At 62.8% G+C, this 14562-nt stretch carries 18 protein-coding genes; 11 read left to right on the top strand and 7 right to left on the bottom strand.

Annotation, left to right across the window (positions count from 1 at the left end; all coding sequences use genetic code 11):
* The first annotated feature begins 48 nt into the window (after window positions 1–48).
* The gene (locus tag A3A9_RS0109120) at window positions 49–1293 is read left to right on the top strand and encodes an MFS transporter (protein WP_033838456.1); all 1245 of its coding nucleotides are present in this window, start codon (window positions 49–51) and stop codon (window positions 1291–1293) included.
* Window positions 1294–1440: 147 nt separating this feature from the next.
* Window positions 1441–2190, top strand: coding sequence for an SDR family oxidoreductase (locus A3A9_RS0109115; RefSeq protein ID WP_027058518.1), 750 nt, complete (start codon window positions 1441–1443; stop codon window positions 2188–2190).
* Between the two features lie 58 nt (window positions 2191–2248).
* Here A3A9_RS0109115 and A3A9_RS0109110 read toward each other — a convergent pair whose 3' ends face one another.
* Window positions 2249–3091 carry an alpha/beta fold hydrolase gene (locus A3A9_RS0109110; protein WP_027058517.1) on the bottom strand — a complete coding sequence of 281 codons (843 nt, stop codon included), beginning with the start codon at window positions 3089–3091 and terminating at the stop codon, window positions 2249–2251.
* Window positions 3092–3241: 150 nt separating this feature from the next.
* Between A3A9_RS0109110 and A3A9_RS0109105 the strand changes: the two genes are divergently transcribed.
* From A3A9_RS0109105 to pth, 3 genes are all read left to right on the top strand, one after another.
* On the top strand, window positions 3242–3670 hold the full coding sequence (locus A3A9_RS0109105) for a MarR family winged helix-turn-helix transcriptional regulator (RefSeq protein WP_027058516.1): 429 nt from the start codon (window positions 3242–3244) through the stop codon (window positions 3668–3670).
* A 180-nt stretch (window positions 3671–3850) separates the two neighbouring features.
* Window positions 3851–4492, top strand: coding sequence for a 50S ribosomal protein L25/general stress protein Ctc (locus A3A9_RS0109100; RefSeq protein ID WP_027058515.1), 642 nt, complete (start codon window positions 3851–3853; stop codon window positions 4490–4492).
* 23 nt (window positions 4493–4515) lie between these two features.
* Window positions 4516–5235, top strand: coding sequence for an aminoacyl-tRNA hydrolase (pth, locus tag A3A9_RS0109095; RefSeq protein WP_027058514.1), 720 nt, complete (start codon window positions 4516–4518; stop codon window positions 5233–5235).
* A gap of 47 nt (window positions 5236–5282) precedes the next feature.
* Here pth and A3A9_RS0109090 read toward each other — a convergent pair whose 3' ends face one another.
* Window positions 5283–5561 (bottom strand): hypothetical protein, encoded by a 279-nt coding sequence (locus A3A9_RS0109090; protein WP_033838443.1) that lies wholly within the window; start codon window positions 5559–5561, stop codon window positions 5283–5285.
* Window positions 5562–5724: 163 nt separating this feature from the next.
* Between A3A9_RS0109090 and A3A9_RS0109085 the strand changes: the two genes are divergently transcribed.
* From A3A9_RS0109085 to A3A9_RS0109075, 3 genes are all read left to right on the top strand, one after another.
* Window positions 5725–6489, top strand: coding sequence for a tetratricopeptide repeat protein (locus A3A9_RS0109085; protein WP_161634487.1), 765 nt, complete (start codon window positions 5725–5727; stop codon window positions 6487–6489).
* 118 nt (window positions 6490–6607) lie between these two features.
* Complete coding sequence (ychF, locus tag A3A9_RS0109080) at window positions 6608–7711, top strand: redox-regulated ATPase YchF (RefSeq protein ID WP_027058511.1); 1104 nt, start codon at window positions 6608–6610, stop codon at window positions 7709–7711.
* 15 nt (window positions 7712–7726) lie between these two features.
* Window positions 7727–8515: an APH(3')-II family aminoglycoside O-phosphotransferase gene (locus A3A9_RS0109075; RefSeq protein ID WP_033838442.1), complete on the top strand. Its 789-nt coding sequence runs from the start codon at window positions 7727–7729 to the stop codon at window positions 8513–8515.
* 41 nt (window positions 8516–8556) lie between these two features.
* Here the strand turns inward: A3A9_RS0109075 and A3A9_RS0109070 are convergent, their stop codons facing one another.
* Complete coding sequence (locus tag A3A9_RS0109070; RefSeq protein WP_027058509.1) at window positions 8557–8778, bottom strand: hypothetical protein; 222 nt, start codon at window positions 8776–8778, stop codon at window positions 8557–8559.
* A gap of 93 nt (window positions 8779–8871) precedes the next feature.
* On the opposite strand from A3A9_RS0109070, the gene corA reads away from it, so the two are divergent.
* The 3 genes from corA to A3A9_RS0109055 all read left to right on the top strand — a co-directional run bounded on the left by corA (window position 8872) and on the right by A3A9_RS0109055 (window position 10911).
* Window positions 8872–9846 carry a magnesium/cobalt transporter CorA gene (gene corA / locus A3A9_RS0109065; protein ID WP_027058508.1) on the top strand — a complete coding sequence of 325 codons (975 nt, stop codon included), beginning with the start codon at window positions 8872–8874 and terminating at the stop codon, window positions 9844–9846.
* Window positions 9847–9970: 124 nt separating this feature from the next.
* The gene (locus A3A9_RS0109060; RefSeq protein ID WP_027058507.1) at window positions 9971–10441 is read left to right on the top strand and encodes a MaoC family dehydratase; all 471 of its coding nucleotides are present in this window, start codon (window positions 9971–9973) and stop codon (window positions 10439–10441) included.
* The gene (locus tag A3A9_RS0109055; protein ID WP_027058506.1) at window positions 10438–10911 is read left to right on the top strand and encodes a MaoC family dehydratase; all 474 of its coding nucleotides are present in this window, start codon (window positions 10438–10440) and stop codon (window positions 10909–10911) included. Before A3A9_RS0109060 ends, A3A9_RS0109055 begins: the two co-directional genes overlap by 4 nt.
* A gap of 75 nt (window positions 10912–10986) precedes the next feature.
* Here A3A9_RS0109055 and A3A9_RS0109050 read toward each other — a convergent pair whose 3' ends face one another.
* The 4 genes from A3A9_RS0109050 to A3A9_RS0109035 form a co-directional block, all read right to left on the bottom strand.
* Window positions 10987–11532, bottom strand: a complete 546-nt coding sequence (locus tag A3A9_RS0109050) for an adenine phosphoribosyltransferase (protein ID WP_027030652.1) — start codon at window positions 11530–11532, stop codon at window positions 10987–10989.
* Between the two features lie 9 nt (window positions 11533–11541).
* Complete coding sequence (locus tag A3A9_RS0109045; RefSeq protein ID WP_027058505.1) at window positions 11542–12687, bottom strand: alpha-hydroxy acid oxidase; 1146 nt, start codon at window positions 12685–12687, stop codon at window positions 11542–11544.
* 170 nt (window positions 12688–12857) lie between these two features.
* A complete protein-coding gene (locus A3A9_RS0109040; protein ID WP_027058504.1) occupies window positions 12858–13553 on the bottom strand; it encodes an acid phosphatase in 696 nt (231 codons plus the stop codon).
* Window positions 13554–13682: 129 nt separating this feature from the next.
* Entirely contained in the window at window positions 13683–14540 is an 858-nt protein-coding gene (locus tag A3A9_RS0109035; protein ID WP_027058503.1) for a cytochrome c1, read from the bottom strand.
* Window positions 14541–14562: the final 22 nt, after the last annotated feature.

Genomic DNA, 14562 nt, shown 5'->3' with positions numbered 1-14562 from the left:
CCATCTTGCCTGCGGGCATTGCCCGCCAAAAAGACCACGGAGCCGACCTTGACCGATACGACAGCAACCGGTGTTGCGCCAGCGGCGACCACCAGTCACGCTTCAGCCCAGGCGACGGCTTTCACCGTCATCCTGGCGGTGAGCTTCTGCCATTCCATCAACGACATCATGCAGTCGCTGCTATCGGCCATTTACCCGCTTCTGAAAGAGAATTACGGCCTCGATTTCTGGCAGATCGGCCTGTTGACCTTCACCTTCCAGGTCACGGCATCGCTGCTGCAGCCGATCATCGGCATGGTCACCGACAAGCGGCCGATGCCTTATTCGCTGCCCTACGGCATGGCGTCATCCCTGATCGGGCTGGTCGTGCTGGCCTATGCCGGGCACTACTATTTGCTGCTGATCGGCGCCTCGCTGATCGGTATCGGCTCAGCGATCTTCCATCCGGAATCCTCGCGCATCGCCCGCTTCGCGTCGGGCGGCCGGTTCGGCCTGGCACAGTCGCTGTTCCAGGTCGGCGGCAATTTCGGCCAGTCGATGGGGCCGCTGCTGGCTGCCTTCATCGTCGTGCCTTTCGGCCAGACCAGCATCGCCTGGTTTGCCGTCGGCTCGCTGATCGGCATCATTGTGCTGTGGCAGGTCGGCGGCTGGTACAGCCGGCTGCGCGCCGCGCAAGGCAATCGCAAGGCGGCAAGCTTCGTGTCACCCTTCCCGCGCCGCAAGGTGATGAATGCCTTGATCGTGCTGACCCTGCTGGTGCTGAGCAAGAACGCCTACATCGCCAGCCTCGCCAGCTACTACACCTTCTATTCCATCCATAAGTTCGGCGTTTCGGTACAGATGTCGCAGATCATGCTGTTCCTGTTCCTCGGTGCCTCGGCGCTGGGCATCCTGCTCGGCGGCCCGTTCGGCGACCGCTATGGACAAAAGGCGATGATCTGGTTCTCGATCGTCGGCGTGCTGCCCTTCACGCTGGCGCTGCCCTACGCCAATTTGGAATGGACGATGGTGCTGACGGTGCTGATCGGGCTGATCCTGTCGTCGGCCTTCTCCAACATCGTCGTCTTCGCGCAGGAGCTGGTGCCGGGGCGTGTCGGCATGATCGCCGGCATCTTCTTCGGCTTCGCCTTCGGCATGGGTGGCATCGCAGCCGCCGTGCTCGGCGTCGTCGCCGATATGAAGGGCATCGATTTTGTCTTCCAGATCTGCTCGTATTTGCCGTTCCTGGGCCTGCTGACCGTGCTCCTGCCCAACATGAAGGAAGCCCGGAAGGCGCAAGCAGCGATCAGCTAAAATTAACTGATCTTCCCGATTTGACCGGGGGCGTGGCATCTGCCACGCCCCCGCGATTGCTTCACCTTACGCCGGGTGAAAAGCCTGTTAGAAAATCGTGGGATTCCAGCGCTGACCCATGCGCAGTGTGGAGGAAAGGCAATCACTATGTCCAGACTGACAGGCAAGGCCGCGTTGATCACCGGCGGCACCAGCGGCATTGGCCTGGTGACGGCGCGACGTTTTATCGAGGAAGGCGCACGCGTCGCCATCACCGGCACTAATCCGGGCCGTCTCGAGGAGGCGCGCAACGTCCTGGGCGGCGATGTGCTCGTCATCGCCGCCGATGCTGGAGATGCCGCGGCCCAGGCCGACATCGCACGGCAGATCGGGGAGACCTTCGGCAAGCTCGACGCCCTCTTCCTCAACGCCGGCATCGCCGATCTGCGCCCGCTTGGCGACTGGACCGAGGCGGCGTTCGACAGGAGCATCGATGTCGACCTCAAGGGGCCGTACTTCCTGGTCAAGGCGCTCGTTCCGCTGTTTTCGAACCCGTCGTCGATCATCCTCAGCGGCTCGGTCAACGCGCATATGGGAATGGCCGGAACGCACGTCTATGCACTGGCCAAGGCCGGCATGATTTCACTCGCCCGGACGCTCTCCGGCGAACTGATAGGGCGCGGCATCCGCGCCAACGTGATCAGCCCCGGCCCCATCGACACGCCACTCAACGACAAGCTCGGACTGGACCCGGAGGCGGCGAAGGCGCGCGCCAAAGCGGTGGTCGGCCTGGTGCCCGCCGGCCGTTTCGGAACCGCCGAGGAAATCGCCAACGCGGTGGTGTTTCTGGCCTCGGACGAATGCCCGTTCATGGTCGGCGCGGAAATGCTGATCGACGGCGGCCTGAGCATCGCCTGAACCCCGGACACGAAAACACCCGCCGGATGGCGGGTGTTTGTCTGTTCAACGGAAAGCCTTATGCCTTGAAGAAGGCCAGCAGATCGGCGTTGATGACATCGGCATGAGTTGTCGCCATGCCGTGCGGGAAACCCTTGTAGACCTTGAGTTCGCCCTTCTTGAGCAGCTTGACCGACAGCAGCGCCGAGTCGGCGATGGGAACGATCTGGTCGTCGTCGCCATGCAGGACCAGCACCGGCACGTCGATTGCCTTCAGATCCTCGGTGAAGTCGGTTTCCGAGAAGGCCTTGATGCAATCGTAGTGCGCCTTGGTGCCGCCCATCATGCCCTGGCGCCACCAATTCTCGACGACAGCCTGCGAGACTTCGGCGCCGGGACGGTTGAAGCCGTAGAACGGACCGGCAGCAACATCGTGGAAGAACTGGGCGCGGTTGGCGGCCTGGGCGGAGCGGAAACCGTCGAACACCTCGATCGGCAGGCCGCCCGGATTGGCCGCGGTCTTCAGCATGATCGGCGGCACCGCGCCGATCAGCACGGCCTTGGCGACACGACCGCCTGAACCATACTTGGCGACGTAGCGCGCCACCTCGCCGCCGCCGGTCGAATGGCCGACATGGATGGCGTTCTTGAGGTCGAGATGCGCGGCAAGTTCCGCCACATCGGCGGCGTAGGTGTCCATCTCGTTGCCGACATCCGTCTGCGTCGAACGGCCATGGCCGCGCCGGTCATGGGCAATGACACGGTAGCCTTGTCCCAGGAAGAACAGCATCTGGGCGTCCCAGTCATCGCTGCTCAATGGCCAGCCATGATGGAAGACGATGGGCTGACCGGTTCCCCAATCCTTGTAGAAAATCTCGGTTCCGTCCTTGGTGGTGATCGTGCTGCTGCCAGGCTTGGTCATCTCAATCTCCATTGATTGTTTTCGCGACAATCAATATCGCGATACCAATATGGCTAACGCAGATCAAAACCCCTGTCTACAAAAATATATATCGCGATATTATTTTTCGTGGTACATATCAAAAACGCTCAGTCGGCAAAGGAAAGCGTTGTGCCTCTCCCGTTGGACAACCAGCTCTGTTTCACGCTCTACGCCACTTCAATGGCAATCAACCGCACCTACAAGCCGATGCTGGACGAGATGGGCATCACCTATCCGCAATATCTCGTGCTCAATGCACTTGCCGAGGCCGATGGCATGCCGGTGGGTACCATCGCGCACCGGCTCGCCCTGGAATCGAGCACCATCACGCCGCTGGTCAAGCGCATGGAGCAGGCTGGCCTTGTCACCCGCCAGCGCAGCCTGACCGACGAGCGCCAGGTACAGGTCGACCTGACATCAGCCGGGCGTGCGCTGCTTGTCCAGTGCAACTGCCTGAACGAGACCTTGATCGAGCGCTCTGGCATGACGCTGGCCGCGCTCGATACGCTGAACCGGCAGATCCAGGCGCTGCGCGACGCGTTGAGCGGCGACCGGTAGCCACGGCCCTTGCCCGCCATGGCTTGCACGCCTGCCCGCCTTCCGCTATAGAGCCGCCACCCGCGTAGACACCCTTGGAGGCAACGCGGCGGAAAGCCGCCTCACCCGGCGGCTTTCGACGTTTACGGTCCAGGCAATCTGCCCTCCGCAAACGCTCCATAACACGCGAAAGGAAAAGCCATGAGCCACGATACTTACGAGCTCAAGGCCGAAGCGCGCGAACAGGTCGGTAAGGGGTCCGCCCGTGCAGTTCGCCGCAACGGTAAAGTGCCTGCAGTAATCTATGGTGACAAGCAGCCTCCCCTGGCTATCTCGCTCACCTACAAGGACATTTTCTACAAGATCCATGGCGGCGGGTTTCTGACCACGATCGCCACGATCGATGTCGACGGCAAGAAGATTCAGGTCCTGCCGAAGGATTTCCAGCTCGACCCGGTCAAGGATTTCCCTGTCCATGTCGACTTCCTGCGCATCGGCAAGGACACCGAAGTCAATGTCGACGTGCCTGTCCACTTCATCAATGAAGACAAGTCGCCCGGCATCAAGCGCGGCGGCGTGCTCAACATCGTGCGTCACGAAGTCGAGTTCCACTGCCCGGCCAATGCGATCCCGGAATTCATCACCGTCGATCTCACCGGCGCCAACATCGGCGATTCGATCCACATCTCGGCGGTCAAGCTGCCGGCCGGCGTCAAGCCGGTCATCTCCGATCGCGACTTCACCATCGCGACCATTGCCGGCTCGTCGGCAATGAAGCCGGAGACGGAAGAGACGGCTGAAGTGGCTGCACCTGAAGCGGCTCCTGCCGCCGAAGAGAAGTAACTCTTTCCCGCCCGGAGCAGACGATGCTTGTCTTTGCAGGCCTCGGCAACCCGGGCGCGAAATACGCTGACAACCGGCACAATGTCGGCTTCATGGCGGCGGACGCTATCGCCCGCCGCCATTCCTTTTCGCCCTGGTCGAAGAAATTCCAGGGCCTGATCGCCGAGGGCACGCTCGGCGGCGAAAAGATCATCCTGATCAAGCCGCAGACCTTCATGAACCTGTCCGGCCAGTCGATCGGCGAAGCGCTGCGCTTCTACAAGCTCGACCTCTCGGCGCTCACCGTCTTCTATGACGAGATCGATCTCGCCGAAGGCAAGCTGCGCATCAAGACCGGCGGCGGCGCCGGCGGCCATAACGGCATCCGCTCGATCGACGGCCATGTCGGCAACGCCTATCGCCGCGTGCGCATCGGTGTCGGCCATCCCGGCGTCAAGGAGATGGTCCAGCATCATGTGCTGGGCGATTTCGACAAGGCTGACCGCGAATGGCTCGATCCTTTGCTCGATGCGGTCGCCGACAACGCCGCCATGATCGTCAAGGGCGATGAATCCGGCTTCATGAACAAGGCAGCGCTTGCCCTCCAGGGCAAGGCGATAGCCGAGTTGGAAAAGCCGGCGACGAAGCAGGCCCCCAAACAACAGAGCCACATCCGCCAGGCGCGGTCACAGCAAGCACCCGCCAAGCTGCCCGAGACCGGCCCGATGGCCGCCATGCTGAAAAAACTGTTCGGTAAAGACTGAGGCGACCGGCGCCGCCCGACCATGCAGGCAGCGCCGACCGTGCAGAATTACATTGCGCCGACGGCCATTCCCTTTGTCGTCTCGTCGATCGCGTCCTTCACCAGCGCCATGGCCTTCACGCGGTGGCCGCCCTTGTCGGGCAAAGCCGCCTGAAGCTGGTTGAGCGCCGCCTGGAGATCATTCAGAGCCTTGCTCATATGCGGTTGCGCGGCTTCAGCCGCGCTGGTCGCAAGAACCGTTGCACTGGTGGCAATGGCAGCTCCAGCCATGCCGAGCACGGCCATATTGCGCAGACTGTCACGACGGGAAAGCTTGAATTCAGACATTTCAGAACTCCCTTTCTGGTGAAACTGTCGTCATGCGACATCGCTAAATTAGCTCACGCGCGCATCACGCCGTATTGACGAACGCGTGATCGGCGGCTGGCGCCAGCGCGCCTTGCCCGCAGGCGACGCGCCACGTTAGCTCTGGCACATGCTGGCAAGATCGGTGGCAAGCGAGATCGGCATGGCGGACGATGTTTTGGATCTGACCGGGCAGGCCAGGCAGCTGGGCCTGGCCGGCGATTTCGGGACGGCTCATCAGCTGATCGACCGGGCCATGCGACTTGCCGGCGGGGATTCTACCGGACGTGCGGCATGCGCCATCGAGCGCGGCCGGCTGTACAATTCCGCGGGGCAGCGGGATCTGGCGCGGCCGCTGTTTGATGAGGCGTGGCGGCTGGCGCGAGAGGCGGGTGCGCATGTGCTGGCGGCCGATGCGGCGCACATGCTCGCCATTGTCGGAACACTCGACGACGCCGTCGAATGGACCGCAATCGGCCTTGCCTATGTCGGCGAACACCCACAGGCCGAGCCATGGCGCGGACCCTTGCTCAACAATCTCGGCTGGTCCTATGTCGACGCCGGCCGGTTCGAGGATGCATTGCCCGTCTTTGAGCAGGCGGTGGAGGCGCGGCGCGGCCAGGCTCGGGAGTTGCGCATCGCCCGATACGCGGTCGTCAGGACACTGCGCGCGCTCCGCCGCATCGAAGACGCCCGGCGGCTTGCCGAAGAGGTAGCCAGCGTGGCGGAGGCCGATGGCGATCAGGCGCCGTACGTTCACGAGGAGCTGGCCGAATGCCATGCCGCGCTCGGCGACGTGGAACGCGCACGATCGAGCGCGCGGCGCGCGCTCGCCGTCCTTGAGAACGACCCAGCCTTTGTCGGCCAGCAGCCCCATCGCCTCGCCAGATTGCGAGACCTGGCGGGCTGAACGCCGGCCACGGATGCGCCTCGGGCGGGCCGCTCATCCCGGCTGGGGGCTTGACGTTGATCACCCCTATCGCCCATAGCCCTCATCAAATTTCGCTTTTCCCGATAGGACCGACACAATGGGTTTCAAATGCGGCATCGTTGGCTTGCCCAACGTCGGCAAGTCGACGCTCTTCAACGCGTTGACCAGGACGGCGGCGGCGCAGGCCGCCAACTATCCGTTCTGCACCATCGAACCGAACACCGGCGAGGTGGCGGTGCCGGACCCGCGCCTGCAGAAGATCGCTTCGATCGCCAAGTCGAAGGAGATCATCCCGACCCGCATCTCCTTCGTCGACATTGCCGGCCTGGTGCGCGGTGCCTCCAAGGGCGAAGGCCTGGGCAACCAGTTCCTCGCCAACATCCGCGAGGTCGACGCCATCGTGCATGTGCTGCGCTGCTTCGAGGATGACGACATCACCCATGTCGAGGGCAAGATCGACCCTGTCGCCGACGCCGATACAGTCGAGACCGAGCTGATGCTCGCCGACCTCGACAGCATCGAGCGCCGCATCGTCCAGATCCGCAAGCGCGCCGGCAGCAAGGACAAGGAAGCAACGACCGTGCTGCCGATGATGGAGGCCGCACTCGAGCTTCTCCAGGCCGGCAAACCGACCCGCATCCTGCTCAAGGGCATCTCGGCGGAAGATCTGCGCATCCTGCAGGGACTGAACCTCTTGACTTCGCACCCCGTGCTCTATGTCTGCAACGTCGCCGAGGCCGACGCCGCCACCGGCAACGAGCACACCAGGGCCGTGGAAAAGATGGCCACCGCGCAGGGTGCCGGCACCGTGGTGATCTCGGCCGCGATCGAGGCCGAAGTCGCCCAGCTCTCGGACGAGGAAGAGATGGAGTTCCTGTCCTCGCTTGGGCTTGACGAGCCTGGCCTCAACAAGGTCATCCGCGCCGGCTACGACCTGTTGCATCTCATCACCTATTTCACCGCCGGGCCGAAGGAAACGCGCGCCTGGACCATCCACAAGGGCGACAAGGCCCCGCAGGCCGCCGGCGTCATCCACACCGATTTCGAGCGCGGCTTCATCCGCGCCCAGACCATCGCCTATATCGACTACATCACGCTGGGCGGCGAAGTGGCGGCCAAGGAAGCGGGCAAGGCACGCGACGAAGGCAAGGAATATGTCGTCCAGGATGGCGACGTCCTGCTGTTCAAGTTCAACACCTGACGCAGCGATCCAGGCATGCCCGGCAGCCCGTTCGAATCCGACCTGCCGGAAGGTTTGCGCATCGGTGGCTATCGCTGGAGCCGGCAGACCATCGGCCGGTCGAACGCTGGGGTGTTTCGCCTCACGGGCGATAACAAGCCCAGCCTGTTCCTGAAGATCGAAGAAGCTGGGCTATTTGCCGAAGTCGCCGCCGAGGAAGCCCGGCTGCGTTGGCTTGCCGGGCAAGGCATTGCTTGCGCCGCGATTATCGCGTTCGAGCACCATGCCGGTCGCCACTGGTTGCTGATGACCGCGCTTCCTGGTCAAGATCTGGCCTCGACCGGCGCCACCGATGCCGCTTCGTCGGTCGCAATCATGGCCGACGCGCTGCGTGAGCTTCACGCAATCGATGCCGGATCGTGTCCGTTTGATCACCGCTTGCAGCAACGGATCGCCGAGGCGTGGGCTCGCGTCGAGGCTGGCACGGTCGATGAAAGCGACTTCGATGACGAGCGGCAGGGAATGACCGCGGCGGAAGCCCTGGCACAACTGGCCGCGTTGAAGCCCGCAAGCGAGGATATCGTCGTCACGCATGGCGATGCCTGCATGCCGAACTTTGTCGCGGCCAGTAAGAGCTTCAGCGGCTTTGTCGACTGCGGACGGCTGGGTTTGGCGGATCGCCATCAAGACCTCGCACTCGCCTGCTGGAGCATTCGGCACAACATCGGCGAGCGATGGGTGCAACCCTTCCTGGACCGGTACGGCTTCATGGGGGTCGATCCCTCCCGGCTGTCCTATTATCGACTGCTCGACGAGTTTTTCTAAACGCACCACGAGCCGGCCCGCCCTGCGGTGTCAAAGCACCGTCAGGCGAAGCGTATGTTGTTCTTCCTGAATTCATCGAGCAGCAATTCGTTGATGTCGGAAATGACATCGAGCCTTCCATCGCCCGGATTGCTGATCCAGAAACGGGCGAGCAGCCTGGCGTTCCGCTTGGCGAAGCTTTCCTGGTACCGGCTGCTCGACGAGTTTTTCTGAGCGGCCGGGGCCAGACTGGCCGCGGCCGGAGCTTGTCTTGATTTTGTCATGCCACGGGTCTAAGCGGCAGCCACACGCTCGGCGCATACGACGAGAAGCCGTGCAATCCGATACCGGACGTCAATGGCAGGGGAAATCTGGCGATGATCAAAGCCTTTGTCGTCGACAATGATCGCCTGCGCCTCACCGACGATCTGCTGACCGATGGCGACAGGGTCGTCTGGGCCGACCTGATCAATCCGACCAAGGAAGAAGAAGCCACCATCGAAAGCTGGCTCGGCGTCGCCATCCCGACCCGCGAGGAGATGGAGGAGATCGAGATTTCCAGCCGTCTCTACATCGAGGATGGCGCCTATTTCATGACCGCCACTTTGCCGGCGCAGACCGAGGTCGACGATCCCCTGATGTCGCCGGTCACTTTCGCGCTCGCCGGCAAAAGGCTGATCACCATCCGCTATCATGAACCCAAGGCCTTCAAGACCTTCCCGCTGCGCGCCGAGAAGGTGGCGACCGGCTGCACCAGCGGCGACACCATCCTGATCGGCCTCCTGGAGGCGATCGTCGACCGTCTTGCCGACATCCTTGAACGCGCCGGCCGCGACATCGAGGCGATTTCACGCGACATTTTCGAGGCACGCTCGACCAAGGTGTCGAAGCGCAACCGCGACTTCCAGGAGCTGCTGAAAGCCATCGGCCGCAAGGAGGACATCGCCTCTTCCGTCCGCGACAGCCTGATCTCGCTGCAGCGTCTGGCCGGCTTCCTCGCCCATGTCGCCACCCAGACGAAGATGAGCAAGGATGTCCGCGCCCGCATCAAGACACTGTCGCGCGACGTGCTGTCGCTTGCCGACCACGCCACCTTCCTGTCGCAGAAGATCTCCTTCCTGCTCGACGCCACGCTCGGCATGATCTCGATCGAGCAGAACGCCATCATCAAGATCTTCTCGGTCGCCGCCGTCATCTTCCTGCCGCCGACGCTGGTCGCCTCGATCTACGGCATGAATTTCGACATCATCCCCGAGCTGAAATGGCAGCTTGGCTATCCCTTCGCCATCGGCCTTATGATCCTGTCGGCGATCCTGCCCTTCTGGTATTTCCGCCGCCGCGGCTGGCTTTGAGCGCTGCCGCCAGCGCCAGTTGCCCCGCGCTGGCTCACCAGAAAGGACTTGACCAAATCGCCCGCGGCCTGCATCCGGGTTCGCCGATCCATGAGGATCGCACGTTCCGCAGGGATGCCTGACCATGACCGCAAAGACATGGGCCTATGAGGATTTCGTCGAGGGTGCCTCGTTCGACCTCGGCACCAAAGAGGTGAGCGCGGCCGAGATCGTCGAGTTCGCCAGTGAATTCGACGCCCAGCCGATGCATCTCGACGAGGCGGCCGGCAAGGCCAGCATCCTGGGCGGCCTCTCGGCTTCGGGCTGGCACACCTGCGCCATGTTCATGCGCATGCTGTGCGACGCCTTCCTTCTGGACTCCACTTGCCAGGGCGCGCCCGGCGTCGATCAGGTCAAGTGGAAGAAGCCGGTGCTGGCCGGCGATACGCTGAAAGGCAGCCTGGTTGTCCTGGCCAAGCGCCTGTCACGGTCGAAGCCGCAACTCGGCTTCGTCACCATGCGCAGCGAGCTCGTCAACCAGCGTGGCGAAAGCGTTTTCGAGCTTGAGAATTCCGTCATGTTCCTGACGCGCGATGCCGCGGGGTATCAGGCATGACCCTGGACGAATTCTTCCGCATCGGCACCACGGTGACGCTGGGCTTGCACACATTCGAACCCGAGGCGATCAAGGCGTTTGCCCGCAAATACGATCCGCAGGTTTTCCATATCGACGAAGAGGCCGCCAGGAAGAGCGTGCTCGACGGGCTCTGCGCCTCCGGCTGGCACACCGCCGCCACCTGGATGAAACTCAACCTGGAAGCCCGCATGGACGCCGAAGGCGCCAATTGGAACGGCCCCGGTCCAGTTCCGGAATTCGGCCCCTCGCCCGGTTTCAAGAACCTGAAGTGGCTGAAGCCCGTCTACGCTGGCGAGACCGTAACCTTCTCGCGGACAGCCCTTTCCCACCGCCCCATCGCCTCGCGCCCTGGCTGGCGGATGCTGGCGTTGCGCGCGGAAGCTTTCGATTCGACCGGCGACAAGGTGTTGGAATTTGAAAGCGCCGTGCTGGTGAAGGTGGGTGAGTAGGTTTCTTCCTTCTCCCCGTTTACGGGGAGAAGGTGCCCGAAGGGCGGATGAGGGGCAGCGCCAGCGTCGGTGTTCTCAATGCCCCTCAAACCCGATCAGCGTTCGCACCGGCACACCTAGCGCTTCCAGCTTCTTGCGCCCGCCCAGATCCGGCAGGTCGATGACGAAGCATGCCGCCAGGATATCGGCGCCGATCTGGCGCAGCAGCTTGACCGCCGCTTCCGCCGTGCCGCCGGTGGCGATCAGGTCGTCGACCAGGATCACCTTCTCACCCGGCGCAACGCCGTCCTTGTGCATTTCCATCTCGTCCAGCCCGTATTCCAGGCTGTAGGCGACGCGCACCGTCTCATAGGGCAGCTTGCCCTTCTTGCGGATCGGCACGAAGCCGGCCGAGAGCTGATGAGCGACGGCGCCGCCCAGGATGAAGCCGCGCGCCTCGATGCCGGCGATCTTGTCGATCTTCTGCCCGGCATAGGGATGCACCAGCTCGTCGATGGCGCGGCGAAAGGCGCGCGCATTGCCGAGCAGTGTGGTGATGTCGCGAAACAGGATCCCGGGCTTCGGATAGTCCGGAATGGTGCGGATGGCGGCCAGCAGCGTGTCTTCAAGTGAGGATTTCATGGATCGAGATTACCTGAATCGGAGGTTCTTGCGCGACAATTGTTCGATCGAACTGCAGCCCATCAGCTTCATGCCGCGTTCGATCTCGATCCGCATCTGCTCGAGCGCCCGCTCGACGCCAGGCTGGCCGGCGGCGGCCAGCGGAAACAGATAATAGCGTCCCACCCCGACAGCCTTGGCGCCGAGTGACAGTGCCTTCAGCACATGCGTGCCGCGCTGCACGCCGCCATCCATGATGACATCGATCTTGTCGCCAACCGCATCAACAATTTCGGCAAGCTGATCGAACGCCGCCCGCGAGCCGTCCAGCTGCCGGCCACCATGATTGGACAAGACAATGCCGCTGCAGCCGATCTCGACAGCGCGCCTGGCATCCTCCACCGACATGATGCCCTTGAGGCAGAACGGCCCCGACCACAGCTTGACCATCTCGGCGACGTCGTCCCAGGTCATCGACGGATCGAGCATCTCGGTGAAGTAGCGGCTGATCGACATCGTGCCGCCGCCCATGTCGACATGCTCGTCGAGCTGCGGCAGCTTGAACCCCTCATGGGTGAAGTAGTTGATCGCCCAGCCAGGCTTCAGCGCGAACTGCAGCATGCCGGCAAGATTGAGCTTGAAGGGGATGGCAAAGCCGGTGCGCTTGTCGCGCTCGCGGTTGCCCCCGGTGATGCTGTCGACGGTCAGCATCATCACCTCGACGCCAACCTGCTTCGCCCGCTGCATCATCGCCCGGTTGAGGCCGCGGTCCCTGTGGAAATAGAACTGGTAGACCTGCGGGCCGCTGCTGATGCTGCGCGCCTCCTCGAGGCTGACGGTGCCGAGCGAGGAAACGCCAAACATCGTGCCGTACTTTGCCGCGGCCTTGGCGACCGCGCGCTCGCCCTGGTGGTGGAATAGGCGCTGCAAGGCGGTTGGCGAGCAATAGAAGGGCAGCGCCAGCTTCTGGCCCATCACCGTCACCGACATGTCGATCTCGCTCACCCCGCGCAGGACGTTGGGAACAAGGTCGCAAGTCTCGAAGCTCGCGGTGTTGCGGCGGTAGGTGACTTCATCGTCGGCAGCACCATCGATGTAATTGAAGATCGGTCCTGGTAGCCGCCGCTGCGCCATGCGCCGGAAGTCGGAAAAGTTGTGACAGTCGCGTAGCCGCATCATCGATTTCCAAATGCCATGGCGGCCAGCCTTCGCCGCCGGAGCGTCGAATACCAACCGGATGCCGCCGTGCCAACGGCCTAATTGCCGAACTCACCCCTTGGCGAGGGCTATGAACGAAAAAGGGGCGCCAGAAGCGCCCCTTGGTCGAAGCCGGCGGCTGACGAAACTCACATGCCGAGATCGGAACGAAGCTCGGCCTTGGCCACATCATATTCGGCCTTGAAGTCGTCCCGGTTGAGCAGGACCGCGGCAATGACGCTGCCGGAAATCTTGCCCATCTCGACGTCCGATGGGTAATGGATGCCGCCGACCACGCGGTTGTGCGCGTATTCGGCCGCGCGCGCCATGATCTCGGCGCGCTTCTCGGGAACCATGTCGGCCAGGATGATGCCCATCATGGTGCCGACGGTGGCGTGGCCGGAAGGCCAGGAACCGGAGCTCGACAGCTTGACCGCAGGCTTGACGAGGTCGCTGAGCTGGTGTGGACGCGGACGCTTCCAGACATCCTTGGCCGGATCGACGACGGCGCCTTCGGTCTCGACCACGCGATCGAAGAAGGCCGAGAACTTCGGCAACTTGTCCTTGGTGAAATTCGGCCCCATCACATCGGCGAAGCGCCAGACATTCTCCTCGGCATCGGCGACGGCACGCGCTTCCATTTCAGGCGTACGCGTCACCTGCAGCGTCAGCACCTCACCGAGTTCGGCCTTGGTCTCAGCCGAATCGTTTGCCGGCGGCGGCGGCAGGATCATCGTCAGATCCACGTCCTTGTTGGTGACGAACGGCTTGGCGCCCTCGGCCTGGGCGGCGGATCCGATGACCAGCAGCAGCAGACCAGCCGCCAGCGATGCATATTTCTTCATGGGGGCAATCCTTTGTTGAGAATGCCGAAGGATCGCCGGATGCGGTGACGGCCATATGACGCGACCGTCTCCCGGATGCAAAAAAGGGCGCCTCTCGGCGCCCCTGAATTTCTCTATGTGCGCCCCCACTCAGTGGGCAACGCCTTCCCACACCTTGCGCTTGACGAGGTAGACCAGCCCGCCGAATATCAGGAGGAAAAACAGCACGTTGACGCCAGTCTTCTTGCGGGCTTCCATGTGCGGCTCGGCCGCCCACATCAGGAAGGCCGAGACATCACGAGCGTACTGATCGACGGTCTGCGGCGAACCGTCATCATAGGTCACTGCACCATCGGAAAGCGGCTTGGCCATCTTTAGCGACACGCCCGACATGAAATGCGGATTGTAATGCGTGCCCTCAGGGATGACCATGCCGGTCGGCGGGGTCTGGTCGAAACCGGTCAGCAGCGAGTGGATATAGTCGGGACCACCCGCGTCATACTGGGTGAAAATGTCGAAGACGAACTGCGGAAAGCCGCGCTCGACGCCGCGTGCCTTGGCCAGCAACGACATGTCGGGGGGTGCCGCGCCGCCATTGGCAGCCGCCGCGGCCTCTACATTGGCGAACGGCGCCGGGAAATAGTCCGATGGCTTGCCGGGACGGTCGAACATCTCGCCGGCATCGTTGGGGCCGTCGTGGATGGTGTACGAGGCGGCAAAAGACTTTACCTGCGCTTCGGAATACCCGAGGTCCGTCAGCGTGCGGAACGCCACCAGATTCATCGAATGACAGGCCGAGCAGACTTCCTTGTAGACCTTCAGGCCGCGCTGCAGCTGAGCCTTATCGTAAGTTCCGAACGGACCGGTGAAGCTCCAGCCCATCTCCTTCGGCTCTTCCATCGGGAAATGCGTCGGCGCTGCCGCATTGTGCGCCTCTTCGGCCGCGAACGCCGCACCGCCGGCGGCCACAAGGCCGATCAGCGCCAGCGAGGTGAGAATCTTTTTCATGCCAAATCCCCTTAGATTCTCT

The organism is Mesorhizobium loti CJ3sym, from assembly GCF_000472785.1.
GTDB lineage: Bacteria > Pseudomonadota > Alphaproteobacteria > Rhizobiales > Rhizobiaceae > Mesorhizobium > Mesorhizobium loti_E.
The sequence above is the reverse complement of the archived record's forward strand: the minus strand, read 5'-3'. Positions and strand labels throughout refer to the sequence as shown.

Excerpts from the sequence above, each read along its gene's own strand:
- A3A9_RS0109115 (WP_027058518.1), top strand. The coding sequence starts at position 1,441 with ATGTCCAGACTGACAGGCAAGGCCGCGTTGATCACCGGCGGCACCAGC.
- A3A9_RS0109110 (WP_027058517.1), bottom strand. The coding sequence starts at position 3,091 with ATGACCAAGCCTGGCAGCAGCACGATCACCACCAAGGACGGAACCGAG.
- A3A9_RS0109100 (WP_027058515.1), top strand. The coding sequence starts at position 3,851 with ATGAGCCACGATACTTACGAGCTCAAGGCCGAAGCGCGCGAACAGGTC.
- pth (WP_027058514.1), top strand. The coding sequence starts at position 4,516 with ATGCTTGTCTTTGCAGGCCTCGGCAACCCGGGCGCGAAATACGCTGAC.
- A3A9_RS0109090 (WP_033838443.1), bottom strand. The coding sequence starts at position 5,561 with ATGTCTGAATTCAAGCTTTCCCGTCGTGACAGTCTGCGCAATATGGCC.
- ychF (WP_027058511.1), top strand. The coding sequence starts at position 6,608 with ATGGGTTTCAAATGCGGCATCGTTGGCTTGCCCAACGTCGGCAAGTCG.
- A3A9_RS0109075 (WP_033838442.1), top strand. The coding sequence starts at position 7,727 with ATGCCCGGCAGCCCGTTCGAATCCGACCTGCCGGAAGGTTTGCGCATC.
- A3A9_RS0109070 (WP_027058509.1), bottom strand. The coding sequence starts at position 8,778 with ATGACAAAATCAAGACAAGCTCCGGCCGCGGCCAGTCTGGCCCCGGCC.
- corA (WP_027058508.1), top strand. The coding sequence starts at position 8,872 with ATGATCAAAGCCTTTGTCGTCGACAATGATCGCCTGCGCCTCACCGAC.
- A3A9_RS0109060 (WP_027058507.1), top strand. The coding sequence starts at position 9,971 with ATGACCGCAAAGACATGGGCCTATGAGGATTTCGTCGAGGGTGCCTCG.
- A3A9_RS0109055 (WP_027058506.1), top strand. The coding sequence starts at position 10,438 with ATGACCCTGGACGAATTCTTCCGCATCGGCACCACGGTGACGCTGGGC.
- A3A9_RS0109050 (WP_027030652.1), bottom strand. The coding sequence starts at position 11,532 with ATGAAATCCTCACTTGAAGACACGCTGCTGGCCGCCATCCGCACCATT.
- A3A9_RS0109045 (WP_027058505.1), bottom strand. The coding sequence starts at position 12,687 with ATGCGGCTACGCGACTGTCACAACTTTTCCGACTTCCGGCGCATGGCG.
- A3A9_RS0109040 (WP_027058504.1), bottom strand. The coding sequence starts at position 13,553 with ATGAAGAAATATGCATCGCTGGCGGCTGGTCTGCTGCTGCTGGTCATC.
- A3A9_RS0109035 (WP_027058503.1), bottom strand. The coding sequence starts at position 14,540 with ATGAAAAAGATTCTCACCTCGCTGGCGCTGATCGGCCTTGTGGCCGCC.